Here is a 15,088-nt window from a genome sequence, read left to right as displayed (position 1 = left end):
TCATAACTGTACACGGAGGTGACCGTAGCTACATGCGGAGGTGGTCGTAGCTGTACGTAGCGATGGTCATAACTGTGCACAGTCCTCATTTTCGTTGACAATTGAGAGATTCCATCAACCCATTTACCACACATAAAAAGACAAAAACAGAGTACACAGAACACCGTCTTGTGATCCTCCCTTCGCGTGCATCTATTTTCCCATCAAAAACCTTCCGCCTTTGCAAAATAAGCGTTAACTTTGCAGGGTATTTGTATCGGATACATCAATCATTTTCATTCAAATAAATTTTCTATTATGGTAATTGAAAAAGTACATGCGAGAGAGATTCTCGATTCAAGAGGCAATCCTACCGTAGAGGTAGAAGTAACATTGGATAACGGCGTAATGGGTCGTGCGAGTGTACCATCGGGCGCATCCACGGGCGAAAACGAAGCACTCGAGCTCCGCGATGGTGACAAAGGCCGTTACCTCGGCAAAGGCGTTCTCAAAGCCGTAGAGAATGTGAACAATATCATTGCACCTGCCTTGAAAGGTATGTGTGTATGCCAGCAGCGCAAAATCGACTACAAAATGCTCGAGCTTGACGGAACTCCCACCAAGAGCAAGCTCGGTGCCAATGCTATCCTTGGCGTATCCCTGGCCGTAGCGCACACCGCAGCTAAAGCCCTGGAGATGCCCCTCTACCGTTATATCGGCGGTGTAAACACCTACGTGCTGCCCGTTCCGATGATGAACATCATCAACGGCGGAGCGCACTCCGACGCCCCCATCGCCTTCCAGGAATTCATGATCCGTCCCGTAGGTGCCGCCAACGAGAAAGAAGCCATCCGCATGGGAGCCGAAGTATTCCACGCCCTGGCTAAGAACCTGAAAGCCCGTGGCCTCTCCACTGCCGTTGGCGACGAAGGCGGTTTCGCACCTAAGTTCGACGGTATCGAAGACGCGCTCGACACCATTATGAAATCGATCAAAGATGCCGGTTACGAACCCGGTAAAGACGTCAAGATTGCAATGGACTGCGCCGCATCCGAGTTTGCCGTACAAGAAAACGGCGAATGGTTCTACGACTATCGCCAACTCAAAAACGGAATGCCTAAAGATCCCAACGGCAAAAAGCTCACCGCAGCCGAGCAAATCAAGTATCTCGAAGAACTCATCACCAAATACCCCATCGACTCTATCGAAGACGGCTTGGATGAGAACGACTGGGACAATTGGGTAAAGCTCACCGAGGCTATCGGCGATCGCTGCCAGCTCGTAGGCGACGACCTCTTCGTCACCAACGTAAAATTCCTCGAGAAGGGTATCAAAATGGGAGCCGCCAACTCCATCCTCATCAAGGTGAACCAAATCGGCTCGCTCACCGAGACCCTCGAAGCCATTGAGATGGCCCATCGCGCAGGTTACACCACGGTGACATCCCACCGCTCGGGCGAGACCGAAGACACCACCATCGCCGACATCGCCGTAGCCACCAACTCCGGGCAGATCAAGACCGGATCGCTGAGCCGCACCGACCGTATGGCGAAATACAACCAGCTCATCCGCATCGAGGAAGAACTCTGCTGCTCGGCTCGTTACGGTTACGCCAAGTTGAAGTAAAACCGCTCGCGCCATCTTGTCGACAGTCGGCCTCCGAGCCGAAATCGAAGAAAGCGCAATCCCTCATCAGGAGAGGCCACTCAAACCCGAGGGCCTCTCCTCCTTTATCCATTCGAGAAATAAAAAAATCAAAGAAAAAAACATCTCAATGAAGAAAATTTACACCCTCGCCTTTGGCATCGTCCTCTCGGGATCAGTCGCCATGGCACAAACCGAGAAAAGACTCATTCAAATCAAATACGGAGCCGACGAAACCAACATCACTTATCAGCCCGACGGCAAAATCCGCTCCTACACCCAGGTCGATGATGCAGGAACGGCTCAGGAAGAAACCACTACCTCCACCTTTACCTACACCGCCACACAGATCGTGATGAAAAGCATGTCTTCCAACACCCCTACCCTACAAGACACCTGGACTTCCACCCTAAAAAACGGGCTCATCGTGAAAGACCTCGTCAATATCAACGGAAATGCCGACAACTACCTCTTCGAGTACACCTATGACACACAGCGACAGCTCGTCGGCATCAAGCGCACCAACAGCCAAAGCAGCAGTGTCACCCTCGTAGACATCACCTGGCACAACGGCGACATCACAGCCGTGAAAACCACCCAGGACGGACATCTCCTCAGCGAAGAACGCTACGAATACGACACTGCTAACGACAACAACGCTATCCGTTCCTTCTTCTCATCGATCTCCAACCAGATAAGCTTCGAAGCCCTCTTACCCGTTGGCAGTCTGCTGGCCGGAGCCTACGGCACCCCCTGCCGGCACCTCTATACTACTTGTTATGAAAAGGTGTATAGCCAGCCAGCCCCTGTGCAAGAAGAAAAAAGCGAAGAGCGTACCTTTACACGCAATGCCGAGGGACTGATTACCCATGTCAGTCAGCTACTCAAAGGCGACCCGCAGTCCAACGAGTATGACTTGATATGGACTTCCGTCGCTACTCATATTTCTGCCAACGAAACCACCTCTTCCGTACCGACGGAATATTATGACCTCGGCGGCATCCGCCTTCCGCAGCCCGGTCGCGGACTCCATATCGTTAGAGATGGAAGGGGCACGGTGAAAAAGATCCTCCAACTCTTCTAAATTCCACCTACGCTATTCCTCGACAGCCCTGTTTTTCCTACCAATAGCGTGCTGTTTTTTACGCGAGGCATAAAAATCATTGATTTTTATGCCTCGCATTTATCTTTATCTACAAAATCCGTCTGACTGTTTACTTCGTTACATCGTTCTATCGTCAAGTCCGATAGATTTTCTATTTCGCTACCCTTTCAATACTCCAAATCCAAAGGATTTTCCATTTCGCTATAACGTTCTATCGCTAAATCCGATAGATTTTTGATCTTGCTATACTTTCAATGCTCTAAATCCAAAGGATTTTCCGCCTCGCTATAGCGTAAATGTTAAGGCGCCGATGTCGCCCTTAACATTTCCGACGGCAGCGTTAAAAATCCGATGTCGCCCTTAACATTCCCAACGGAGGCGTTAAAAATCCGTTGTAGCCCTTAACATTTCCGGCAGAATAGCCCGAAATCCGTTGGATCTGGAGCTTTGTTTGTCTATTTAGGCCTTTTATCTGATGGAATTTCTATCTTTTCCATCCAAAAGCATTCAAACATCAATGATTCTTTTTAGGTTTTTCTACGCATGAGATACAAAACGGCGATTTTTAGAGATCCATCTAATGGTTGACTCTAAAAATCGCCGTTTTCGAGGATCTGCTCTAAAGTGAACAGAGCAGTGCAGAGAGATTAAGGTGTGCGTGAGAGATTTTTGCTGAGAACTTCGGAGGAGAAAAGGGAGACGATGTTGAGGTCGCCGTCTTCGATGGTGATTTTATCTGCATCGGGACTGAGCCGGAAGACAACATAGCTGCGCACGATGGCTCCCTTGTCGTTGCGGGCGCGAAACCGAACGGTATAGGCGAAGCCGAGGAAGCGGGATGGGAACGTCTTTTGTTTTTCGCGGTAGCGGCGGAGCAACCGCTGACCGTCGGCGATGAGCCGCTGGGCCTTGGGTACGGTGGAGACGGAGGCAGAGTAGCGGGCGGCCGAATCGGCAATTTGCTTCATTCGGTCGACGAGATGCTGTGCTTCATCGGTGAAACGATACTGAGAATAGAGCGAATCGATGGGCCCGCGCTCTACGAGCTGGTAGGAGCTGGGGTCGTTTAGATTTTTGAGCATGAATTGCTCGGCGAGTTTGTCGGCTTGCTTTTCTCTATTCTCGCACGAGGAGAAGGTGAATGTGAAGAACAGGATGCAGATGAGGTGTATAGGCTTTTTCATTTCTGTTTTCGATTGTTAATGGCGTTTTGTCTTTAGAGGGTCTTTGCAAAGGTAGCAAAAATGTGAAAAGAGGCAAGGAATGCCGATGTTTTTGGGAGGATGTTGTCAGCTGATGGCGGCCCAGTCGATGTGGTCGCGTCGGAGCTGTTTGAGCCGGTTCCAAAGGATGGCGTTTTCGGGGCGGTTGCAGTCGGGATCGGCTTCTACCACTTTGCGGGCTTCGTCGCGGGCAAGCTGCACGAGGTGGCCGTCGCGGGCGATGTCGGCGATTTTGAGGTCGAAGGCGATTCCGCTTTGTTGGGTTCCTTCGAGATCGCCGGGACCGCGGAGTTTGAGATCGGCTTCAGCGATGCGGAATCCGTCGTTGGTCTCGCACATGATGTCGATGCGCTTTCGGGTTTCGGCGGAGAGCTGACGACCGGTGACGAGGATGCAATAACTTTGGTCGGCCCCACGACCGACGCGACCGCGGAGCTGGTGCAGCTGGGAGAGGCCGAAGCGTTGGGCGTCGAGGATGACCATCACGGAGGCGTTGGGGACGTTGACGCCGACTTCGATAACGGTCGTGGCGACGAGGATCTGGGTTTCGCCGGCGACGAAACGTTGCATCTCGGCTTCTTTCTCTTTGGCTTTCATTTTTCCGTGTATTTTGCTCATTCGCATGCCAGGGAAGATGGTTTTGAGGGCTTCGTAGCCTTCTTCGAGGTTTTTGAGATCGCTTTTCTCACTTTCTTTGATGAGGGGATAGACGATGTAGACTTGTCTGCCTTGGGCAATTTGTTGCCGAATGCCGGCGTAGAGGCTGGTGGTCTGGTGATCGTATTTGTGAAGGGTTTGGATGGGTTTGCGACCGGGCGGAAGCTCATCGATGATGCTGACGTCGAGGTCGCCGTAGAGGGTCATGGCCAGCGTTCGAGGAATGGGCGTGGCGGTCATCACAAGTACGTGCGGAGGGGTGGAACTTTTCTCCCAGAGTTTGGCGCGCTGCTTGACGCCGAAACGGTGTTGTTCGTCGATGACAGCCAGTCCGAGACGGGAGAACTGAACGCTGTCTTCAATCAGGGCGTGGGTGCCGACGAGAATGTGTATCTCTCCAGCAACGAGGTCGGAGAGCAAGGTCTGCCGCTGTTTGCCTTTAACAATTCCGGTGAGCAGCTCGGCACGCACGCTGCTGCCGGCGAGCATCTGGCGGATGGTGACAAGATGCTGCTCGGCGAGGATTTCGGTGGGGGCCATCAGGCAGGCCTGAAATCCGTTGTCTACGGCAATGAGCATCGACATGAGGGCGACGAGGGTTTTGCCTGAACCAACATCGCCTTGCAGGAGCCGGTTCATCTGATGACCGCTGTCCATGTCGCGGCGTATCTCGTGCATGACGCGTTTCTGGGCTCCGGTGAGCTCGAACGGTAAATTGTGGGTGTAGAAATGGTGGAAATGGGGGCCGATTTTTGTGAATCGGTAGCCGCGATATTGACGACGGTGATGGCTGGCGTAGCGCAGGATATTGAGCTGGACGTAAAAGAGCTCTTCGAACTTGAGGCGGAGCTGGGCCTGTTGGAGTTGGGCGGTGCTGCGGGGGTAATGGATCTGATGACAGGCGTCGTTGCGGGAGATGAGATGGAGCGGGGCGGTGATGAAGGGGGGAAGGGTTTCGGGGAGGGGCGCAGGGAGGCGTTGGAGAAGACTTTTGGTGAGACGTTCGAGGGTGCGCGAGAGGATCCCGGCTTTTTTCATGCGTTCGGTCGTGCCGTAGTAGGGTTGCAGGCCCATATCGGAGAGTTGCAGGGTGTCGGCGGGATCGATGTCGGGGTGAGCGAACTGATATCTACCGCCATAGAGGCTGGGCTTGCCGAAAACGATGTAGTCGGTATTGACTTTGTAGGTGGTGGCGACGTATTTGGTAGACTGAAACCAGACGAGATCTACGATGCCGGTGCCATCGGTGAAGTGGGCCACAATCCGCTTCTTACGTACGCCCATGACGAACTCTTCAAAGCTCAGGATCTGCCCTTTTATCTGGACGAAGGGCTGCGTTCCTTGCAAATCGGCGATGCGGTAGAGGCGACTGCGATCGACGTATTTGTAGGGATAGTATTCGAGGAGGTCGCCAAAGGTGTGGATGTTGAGCTCTTTGCTCAATATCTCTTTGCGGTGAGGTCCGACACCGGGAAGATAGGTAATATCTTGGTCGAGCATTGTCTTAGCGAACGAGTTAACAAGAGATCTACTGTTTTAGCTCATAAGTGGATGAGTTGACAAGGAGATACCCCTTTCAATTCGTCCATTTGTTAGCGTGTCAACTCTTTCAGAATTTCTTCCCCCACCTTGAGGTCGAGGGGGGTGGTGATTTTGATGTTTTCGCGGTTTCCTTCCACGAGCGTGATGCGATGGCCGAGCGATTCTACCACCGAGGCATCATCGGTGAAGGAGGGACGATAGAGCTGCTCGTAGGCGCGGCGAAGCAACGGAAGATGGAACGTCTGCGGCGTCTGCACACTCCGATAGAATTCGCGTGGGACGGTGGTACTGGTTCCGTCGGCCTCGATGCGGCGCAATGTCTCCACAACCTCTGTCACTGGGACGACGGCCTTTGCTTCGCGGACGACGTCGAAGCAGCGACGAATGACTTGGAGCGAGGGGAACGGTCGGACGCCATCGTGCACCGCAACAAAGCCGGTTTCCGACGGAGGAATGGCCGCCAAGGCGTTCTTCACAGAGTGGAATCGCGTTGGTCCGCCCTCAACCAGTTGGCAGGGCACCTCGAATCGATGCTCGCAACATAGTTGTTGCCAATACATCTGTTGCTCTGCAGGCAGAACCAGCACGAGCTGCAACGCCGAGCTGTACTGCCGGAAACATTCTATCGTTCGCATCAACACCGGCAGTCCGCCTAAGGGCAAGAACTGCTTCGGCACGTCTGCTCCCATCCGCAGGCCCTTTCCGCCTGCTACAATGATTGCGTAGTCCATCTCTCCTTTTTATTTTTATGCATAGGCCTTTGCTCACCGGCAGCCTTCCATGAGGTGTGTGAATCGCATGCCGTCTTCTATCTCGCGTGTTTTTTCTTCGCCTACAAAGAGTGCGAGCAATCGATAGGCGTAAGGTAGAACGGCGGCCGGTCCCTCGGCGGTGACGATATTGCGGTCGACGGTGACAAGTTCGGCGGTGTACTCTGCACCATCGAGATAAGATTCGAAGCCTGGATAACACGTAGCTCGCCTGCCTTTGAGCAATCCCAAACTGCCTAACACCATCGGAGCAGCGCAGATCGCTGCGATGCGCTTACCCTCGTGGGCCTGTCGAAGCAGCGCTTCGCGCACGCCGGCATGCTCGTTGAGATGAGCGGCTCCGGGCATTCCGCCAGGCAAGAGCAGCAGGTCGGCATCGTCCAAACGGGCTTCTTCCAAAAGCCAATCAGCTTGCACGCCCACGCCGTGAGCCGACTCTACGATCCTGCGTCCCGTTACACTGACCATGTTCACTTCTACCCCGCCTCTGCGCAGGATGTCTACGGGAGCCAACGCCTCAATGTCTTCGAATCCGTCGGCCATGAATTGATATACCTTTGCCATTTCTCTGTAAGTTTTTAGATTGACGGTGGACTGACCGAGTGCTGTCCATCTTCTGCAAAGATGGTGCAAACGAGTGCCATATAAGCAGACTTGGATATAGCCGAATGCAGTCCATCTTCTGCAAAGGTAGAGTTTTATTCTGAAAAAAAGGTGCCACTGAACAGTTCAGTAGCACCATTTTTGCCTCCGCGGCGTTACTGAACAGTTCAGAAGCACCATTTTTCTCTCCGCGATGGTTTTGAACAGTTCAGTAGCACTATTTTTGTCTCCGCGGCCGTTCTGAACAGTTCAGAAGCATCATTTTTGTCTCCGCGGTGGTTTTGAACAGTTCAGTAGCCACATTTTTGCCTCCGTGGCGTTACTGAACAGTTCAGTAACCTCCAACAGTCCATTACCAATTGTCAACGATAAAAGAGGCTACAACCTGTGCGATCTTATCGGCACCGGAAGCCGTGGGATGAATACCGTCTACCTGCATATCGCCCTCGGTAAGCCCAGAAAGACGATGCAAGTCGAGGAAAAGGCAGCCTCGCCGCTTGGCCACCCGGCGCATGACGGGCGTAATGGCATGAACGAGCACACTGTCGTTAATGGTCCAAGTGGGTTTGAAAGCAGGAATAGGCGTGGCCAGAACGATTCGCGGATGCGAGGGCAGCGACTTCAACGTGTCGACCATCGCCTGGAGATCGGCCTCGAAGTGAGTTCCATATCGCCAATTCTCCTCCTTACTATCGTTCGTACCCAGTTTCACGATGACCACATCAGGCCGAAAATCGCGCGCATCGCGCCAAGCCAGCTCACGCATATAAGGTCGATCGCCGAGGTTGAGCATCGTTCGCGAACTCACACCGAAGTTGCGCACATAGAATCTCGGCCCCAAGAGCTGTTGCAGACGGGCGGGATAGCCGTAGACGCTGCTCAGCGGGATGCCCATCCCCTCGGTGATGCTGTTGCCGATGCAAGCCACGCGCACCGCACCAGGCTGTGGCGAGGGCAGCGAGGCAAGCCATGAGGAGAGCGTCTGCTGCATTTCGCGGCTCAGCGGGTTGTCGTTGGCAGGCCAAAGCCTGACAGAACCCTGCCCATAGACGTGGAGAGCGCAGCGGTTGCCCACTTTCTGCATCGCAGCATAGTAGGCCAGCGCGTTGTTGACGGGCGAGAGAAACGGAGAGTCGATCGTGGCGAGGAGGAGTGCGGGCGGCGTAAGGTGAGGCCGAAGCGTAAATGGGAGTCGATTGTTGAGCGGCGTAGCGGGGTCGAATCCTCGGTCGCAGAAAGGATTGAGAGCAGCACGACGCGCCCGATCGCGAGCATCCATCGAGAGAATGGGCGAAAGCAGGATGGCAAAATCGGGGCGTTCTGCCCACCGACTCTCTGTGCAGAGCCGCGCCACCACAAATCCGCCGGCACCATCGCCCATCATTCCTATATCGTCGGGGTTGAGATGCCATGCCTGCGCACTGTCTCGGATGAGCCGCATAGCCTGTTGGGCATCATCGACAAAAGCCTCTGCCGTAGCATCGGGCCTACGATAGAAGAGTTGGAAGCAGGCCATGCCGAGGCGAGCGAAGAAATCAGCCCGCTCGTTGCATACGTTCTCAGTTTCTCCTGGTCGGGCCGTTCCGGGACAATAGAGCACGGCCCGACCCGTGGGATACGCAGGAAGAGTCGCCATGAGACGCATCTTTCCGCTATCAGCATAGAAAAGGCGAAAGGCTCTTTGCCCCTGGGCCGCAGCAGACAGCCCACAGGCAAAGAGCCAACATAGAATAAAAAGTCTCTTGTTCATCGTTCGTAGCGTTCCGTTGGGTTGGGTTCAGCAAAGAAGCATCAAGGCGTTTCGGCGGTGAGTTCCACGTCGAAGATGCCCCCCTCGCGCACGGTCAGCGTCTCCGTTCGATAGCCTTTCAAGACAAATTGCAAACGCTGGCCCACTGCAGCCGCAATACGATATTCGCCGTTCTGTTGGGTATAAGTCACATTCGACCCCGCCTGAACGCGCACATGGGCCATTGGGAAAGCCTGAACATTGCGCACACAACCGCGGATCTGCAGCATCCGCCCCGTCGGTTTCGTCACGTTTGTTGTGTTGACAGCTGCCGTTCGTTCGGCATCCGAGGTCTCCTTACCCAACACGCGCAACGTATCTCGCAGACGGATGTCGGCCGACGAGGCTCCGATTTGCAATTCGAAGTCGCCCGGTTCTACCACTCGCTCCATGCGTTGGTTGTGCAGATAGAGGTCGCACACGGGAAGACGGAACCTCAGCTGCCGCTCTTCTCCTGGTTGCAGACTGATTTTCTCGAAGCCGAAGAGCTGCTTCACGGGCGTGGCTACCGAACTTTTCATATCGCGTACATAGAGCTGCACCACCTCTTTCCCAGCGCGCCGACCTGTGTTCTTCACGAAGAAGCACACCTCCACCGTGTCTTTCTCGGTGACATGCCGATCCGACAACGACGGGCGGCGATAAGAAAAGGTGGTATAGGTCAAGCCATGACCGAAGGGATAAGCCGCATAAGGATCGGAAAAGACGTAATCGCGCCCCGGAACCTCACGCGTTCCTTTCTTATTATAATAGCCTTTGTCGGTGGGCAGATAGTTGTAGAACACCGGCAACTGACCTACACTCTTGGGAAACGAGACCGGCAGCCGACCCGAGGGGGCTATCTGCCCGAAGAGAACCTCTGCCAAGGCCGCTCCGGCCTGTTCGCCGCCATACCATTGCACCAGCAATGCACCGGCCACATGCCGGAAAGGCTCTACGATGAGCGGTCTTCCCGTTACCAATACCACCACGAAAGGTTTCCCAGTGGCGGCTATGCTGTCGATGAGTTGTTGCTGAACGCCAGGCAGCGTGAGTTCAGAGAGGTCATAACCCTCGCCGCTGGTAGAGGGTTGCGAGGCTCTGGCCAGCAGCATGCTCTGTGTTCCCACCACCACGACAGTGAGATCGCTGGCAGCGGCAGCTCTCACAGCGGCAGAAATCGAGTCGGCATTTTGCGAATAGTAGTCGCAGCCCCGTGCATAGTTCACCTTCACGCGCTGGCCCACCCATCGGCGGATGCCCTCGAGCGGCGTGATGCCGTGCCGATTGTCGGCCGTCCACGAGTAATCTCCAAACTGCACCTGCGCCGCATTGGGCCCAACGACGGCAATCGACCGCAGACGGGCCACGTCTAAGGGCAACAGCCCATTTCGGTTCTCCAACATCACGATGCTCTCGTCGGCCAACTGCTTCGCCGTGGCAATGGCTTCGGGCGTGTGAATGTTCTTCCGCCAATGCAAAGTGTCGTCGAGCGCCTCGTCGAAAAGCCCAGCAGCAAACTTAGCCGTGAGCACATGCGCCGCAGCACTGTCGATAAGAGCCTCGCTCAGTCTACCGGCGGCGATCTGCGAGCGGGCCGTTCGGTAATAATCGCTCCCCGCTTCCAAGTCTACCCCGGCCTGAATGGCCTGCCTGGCAGCCTCTTCTTCGCTCTCGGCAGTATGATGGAAGTAGCGAAGCATGGGTACAGAGCCCCAGTCTGAATAGATATAGCCGCGAAATTTCAAACTGTCTCGCAGCAACGTTCGCAAGAAATAGGGCGAGGCGGTGATGGCTTCGTTGTCGTACGAACTGTAACAGTTCATCACCGACCCGGGTTTCGTTCTCCGAATCACGTATTCGAAGGGTCGCGCATAGAGATCCATCAGTTCTCGCCGACCACCTTTCACCGAGGCCAAGTTCAGTCCGCCCTGCGGCGTTCCATGCCCCACGAAGTGTTTGAGCGTAGGAATTCCGCCCTGGCTCTGTATGCCTTGCGCATAACTACAAGCCATTTGCGAGATGAGGTAAGGATCTTCGCCGAAGGTTTCTTCCACTCTGCCCCACCGCAGCTCACGAGCGATGTCCAAGTCGGGAGCTAACACCTGCCGGGCACCGATGGCGCGCATCTCCGCAGCAATGTGACGGGCCATGCCGAACACCAATTGCGGATGGAAGGTGGCTGCCTGTGCAATGGCTTGGGGGAAGATGGTGCAGCCGTCTTGCACCACACCGTGTATGCCTTCGATAACGGGAATGACGGGAATACCCAACCGCGAACTGTCGATGGCTTCGCGTTGAATGGTGGTGGCAGCACGCAGATATTGCGAAGAACTGTAGGGGAAAGCCTCGAAACAGCCGAAACTCATCCCGCCGGTATGGTTGTTGCGCAGCTTTTGCAGGTCGACATGCCCCTCGGTGTTATAGTGTTTGAAGTGGATATGCCGCATCTGGGCCAGTTTTTCGTCGAGAGTCATCCGGCTGAGCAGATCGTTCACCCGGAGCGAGATGTCGAGAGCCGCGTTCTGATAGGGCCGAACAACAGAGGCAAGCACCTTATCCACCATAGCAAGAGCATCTCCCGCAGGCTCGGTGGGAGCATTTTGTTCTTCCTGCGTCCATTTTTTCTCCATCGCAAAGAAGTCGATAGTGGGCACGTTGCCCGTTTCCACCGTTTGATAGAGCGCATCGAAGAACACCCGCCAGCGCGGTAGATAATAGGTTTTCAGCAGTCCGGCCCACTCCTTGTTGGCATAATCATGCACACGCGTCGAGGGGTCGTCGGGCCCCCAGTAGGTGATGAGCATCTTGGCATTATGCAAAGCCTGCTGACGGTCGGCAGATGTAACGCCATAATGAGAGGCCTGCTTGAGCCAAGACCCCAGAAGGAAGTGTCGATTGGTTTGCAACAAGCTGTCTTGCAGCTGCAACAAGGCGATAAACTGTTCGCCCTTCTGCAGCAAGACGTCTCGGTTCTTCTCGCGATAGGCCTGCATGGCCGCGGCATACACGCTGCGAGCATGATTGGCCATTACCTGTCGGGCCAGGTCTACGAGGTCGTATCGATAGGTTTCGCTGCCCATATATTCGTCGGCTGCCTTGCGGAAGAGCCCCAAAGCCTTGTTCAACTCCGCCGGGTTGTACTGCATTTGCTTGGGACCCCAGGTGGATACGCTGGTGACCTGTAGCCCGGGACGGGCACAAAAGATCGACTCGAACGTGCCTTCGCCCTTGATTTTGAACTCGCCATAGACCGAACGGGCCAAGATGCGCCAGGCCTGGAAGAGCGTTTCGCTGCTGTGCCCGTAGCGATAGCCGATGTAAGCTCGCAGCATCGTGTCCAAATCAGGAGAAGAAGGGTACCAGGCGGTTTTCAGAGCCAGGTCGTAGACCACGGGATTGCTCGTGATTCCTTCGGGCAGAATGCCGATTCCCTGCATCGCATGCCCTTTTGTCTGCGCCCAAGCACGGTGTGGCTCGCCAATGAGGACGGGCAACTGACCGCCCATATCGGTTTTTCCGCCAAAGTGATTCACGCTTCCCCACAACCAAGGTGTACCGCCAAACTCACCCGAGCTTTCCCACGAGGCGGCAATCTCGCCGCTGAGGTTCACCAAGAGCACGTGTTGCTTGTCGAGTCCTGAGAGCAACTGCGGCGAGGGATTTTTGTTCCAGCCTTGCAATACCCATTTGGCGCGGGGAAAATAGGAGAGCATGGTGCGTTGAACCTCTGCCGCCGTGCGTGCTACATCGACGCCGGTGGTGTTGCCGCCTTCGTGAAAGAGGTCGCCGCCAAGGAACTCGAAGTGGCGACCGTAGCACTTGATGAGGCTTTCATAATAGGCTTTTGCTACCCGATGATAGAGCGTATCGCCGGGCAATAGCACCGACGGACGGTCGAAACTGCCCCACTTGCCCTGCGGAATGAGCCTGGCCCGCGGATATTTTTCCTTGAAAAACGTGGGCACAAGCCCCGGAAAGCCCTGCACAACGGGCTCGATGCCCAACGAACGCATGCGAGCCAGCATCTTTTTCTGCAACCGATAGCGCGCCTCTATCAAGGGTTGACTCATCGGTCCGCCCCATCCTTCGAGGTTGCCCATGAGCCACCACGCCGTATAACCGGGCCCGGGGATGAATCGCGCTATGTCTTTCTCACTGAATCCAAGCTGCCGCAGCGTCTCGGCCCACACTTTTTCCATCCCCATCGGGGCCAACATCAGGTTGATGCCGTTAAGGGCCATCCAGTCGATTTCTCGTTCGAAGTCGGCCCAGTTGTAAAAAGAATAGGTGTAATTATAGGTGCAATAGTTGAGTGCATAGCGATAGCGGAACGCCGTTTCCACTCGCACTTCACCCTGTATGGGCACGATGCGCAACGTGGCGGGCAGATTGTCGGCATTGTGAGACAGACTGGCGTGGCAGAAGTGGTTGAGATAATGATTGAGCCCCACGGCTGCGGCAGAGGCCGAATTGGCCCGGATGAGAAGACGCCCGTTCTGCGTCTTCATCGAGAAGGCTTCTTTTCCTGAGCTAGACAGCTCGCCGAACGTCACTTTATCGCGCAGCGATGGGAACCGACGGGCCAACAACTGCCGCACGCCATCGAAGCGATCGGCATGTGCAGGGGCACCGAATGCGCAGCACAAAACGAGGAAGAGAAGACGAAAAACCGTGTGTCGAATCATCGTGAGAAATATATTTGTAAATTGCTGATTGAACGATACTTACGCTATCAATAAAACATCGCCTTGCAAAAGCTTATCTTTTGAAGGTCAAAAGACCGTGTTTTGACAGTCAAAAGACCATGTTTTGAAGGTCAAAAGCTTATCTTTTGAAAAATGAGGTGTCAACTTGTCGACGTACAACTACTTCAACTTGACATCTACAAAGACGGGATAATGGTCGGAAACGGTGGAGATGTCTTTCGTTGTGCCATCGATCTGAAGTTTCGATACGACGCTGGTCTGCTTCACTTCCACCTGCGAGGCGTGCTTTTTGTCCACCAATACGTAGTCGATCGTGACGTTGGGCTGACCGGGAAGACTGCCCGTCGTGGCACTGATGATGTTGAAAAGCGTTTGTATCTTGGGGAAAGCAGAGTCTTCCGGCTTCCATGTGGGACTATCGTTGAGGTCGCCTGCAAAGAAGATGGGAGTCGTGTCATAGGCCGGCAGCTCGTGTTGCAGCAGGTCGATGCTGCTCTGCCGATGGCGCGCCTCTAAGTCGAGGTGCGTGCCAACGAAGGTGAACTGCGGGAAAGAGATGATAACCAGCTTGCGCGCCTCTTTGCCAGGAAGTTCTACCTGACGGATGGACTTGGGCTGCAAGCTCTTTTTATACATCACACCACAGCCGATTTTACCACCGTCGTACTTGGCTGCCGAACCGAAAACAATCTCGTAGTCGCTGCCCGCCACTCGCTGGATGTCTTGCAGAAGATAACGCTTGAAACGCTCACGGCTGGCACTGTCGAGCTCTTGAATGGCGATAACGTCGGGATTCAGGGCCTTAATCACCTCGCCAAAGGCTCGCGTATTCTCGTCGGTAAAGGCGGGTGCGCCTGTGTTGCTCTTGCAGTAGTAGCTGTTGTAGGTCATCAGCCGCAGTGTGCCGGCGGGTTTTTCATACTTGTAGGTCTCCGTTTCGGGTTTGGGTTGGAAGTTGGGAATGTTCCCCGTAGACCCGTTGCTGCCACCGCATCCCATCATGGGCAGGGCACAAAAGGCAAGGGTGGAGAGGATGAGAGAGGGGTGAAGAAAATGTCGCATTGTAAATATATATATAAATAAGTTGT

The 15,088-nt window shown here is 54.5% G+C and carries 9 protein-coding genes; 2 read left to right on the top strand and 7 right to left on the bottom strand.

Annotation, left to right across the window (positions count from 1 at the left end; all coding sequences use genetic code 11):
- Positions 1–297 precede the first annotated feature (297 nt).
- Together eno and J5A66_RS01950 are read left to right on the top strand one after the other, a co-directional pair.
- Entirely contained in the window at positions 298–1,605 is a 1,308-nt protein-coding gene (gene eno / locus J5A66_RS01955) for a phosphopyruvate hydratase (RefSeq protein ID WP_211790799.1), read from the top strand.
- A gap of 148 nt (positions 1,606–1,753) precedes the next feature.
- Positions 1,754–2,707, top strand: coding sequence for a DUF4595 domain-containing protein (locus J5A66_RS01950; RefSeq protein WP_211790798.1), 954 nt, complete (start codon positions 1,754–1,756; stop codon positions 2,705–2,707).
- A gap of 668 nt (positions 2,708–3,375) precedes the next feature.
- On the opposite strand, the gene J5A66_RS01945 is transcribed toward J5A66_RS01950, so the two are convergent.
- The 7 genes from J5A66_RS01945 to J5A66_RS01915 form a co-directional block, all read right to left on the bottom strand.
- Positions 3,376–3,912, bottom strand: coding sequence for a hypothetical protein (locus J5A66_RS01945; protein ID WP_211790797.1), 537 nt, complete (start codon positions 3,910–3,912; stop codon positions 3,376–3,378).
- 105 nt (positions 3,913–4,017) lie between these two features.
- A complete protein-coding gene (gene recG, locus J5A66_RS01940) occupies positions 4,018–6,108 on the bottom strand; it encodes an ATP-dependent DNA helicase RecG (RefSeq protein ID WP_211790796.1) in 2,091 nt (696 codons plus the stop codon).
- 92 nt (positions 6,109–6,200) lie between these two features.
- Entirely contained in the window at positions 6,201–6,881 is a 681-nt protein-coding gene (locus J5A66_RS01935) for a 2-C-methyl-D-erythritol 4-phosphate cytidylyltransferase (protein ID WP_211790795.1), read from the bottom strand.
- A 33-nt stretch (positions 6,882–6,914) separates the two neighbouring features.
- Positions 6,915–7,484: a DJ-1 family glyoxalase III gene (locus J5A66_RS01930; protein WP_211790794.1), complete on the bottom strand. Its 570-nt coding sequence runs from the start codon at positions 7,482–7,484 to the stop codon at positions 6,915–6,917.
- A 391-nt stretch (positions 7,485–7,875) separates the two neighbouring features.
- Positions 7,876–9,273 carry a GDSL-type esterase/lipase family protein gene (locus J5A66_RS01925; RefSeq protein ID WP_211790793.1) on the bottom strand — a complete coding sequence of 466 codons (1,398 nt, stop codon included), beginning with the start codon at positions 9,271–9,273 and terminating at the stop codon, positions 7,876–7,878.
- A gap of 41 nt (positions 9,274–9,314) precedes the next feature.
- A complete protein-coding gene (locus J5A66_RS01920; protein ID WP_211790792.1) occupies positions 9,315–13,979 on the bottom strand; it encodes an alpha-N-acetylglucosaminidase TIM-barrel domain-containing protein in 4,665 nt (1,554 codons plus the stop codon).
- A gap of 180 nt (positions 13,980–14,159) precedes the next feature.
- Positions 14,160–15,062: an endonuclease/exonuclease/phosphatase family protein gene (locus tag J5A66_RS01915; RefSeq protein ID WP_211790791.1), complete on the bottom strand. Its 903-nt coding sequence runs from the start codon at positions 15,060–15,062 to the stop codon at positions 14,160–14,162.
- Positions 15,063–15,088 lie beyond the last annotated feature (26 nt).

The organism is Prevotella sp. oral taxon 475 (assembly GCF_018127805.1).
Lineage (GTDB): Bacteria > Bacteroidota > Bacteroidia > Bacteroidales > Bacteroidaceae > Prevotella.
This window is presented reverse-complemented; position numbering and strand designations above follow the sequence as displayed.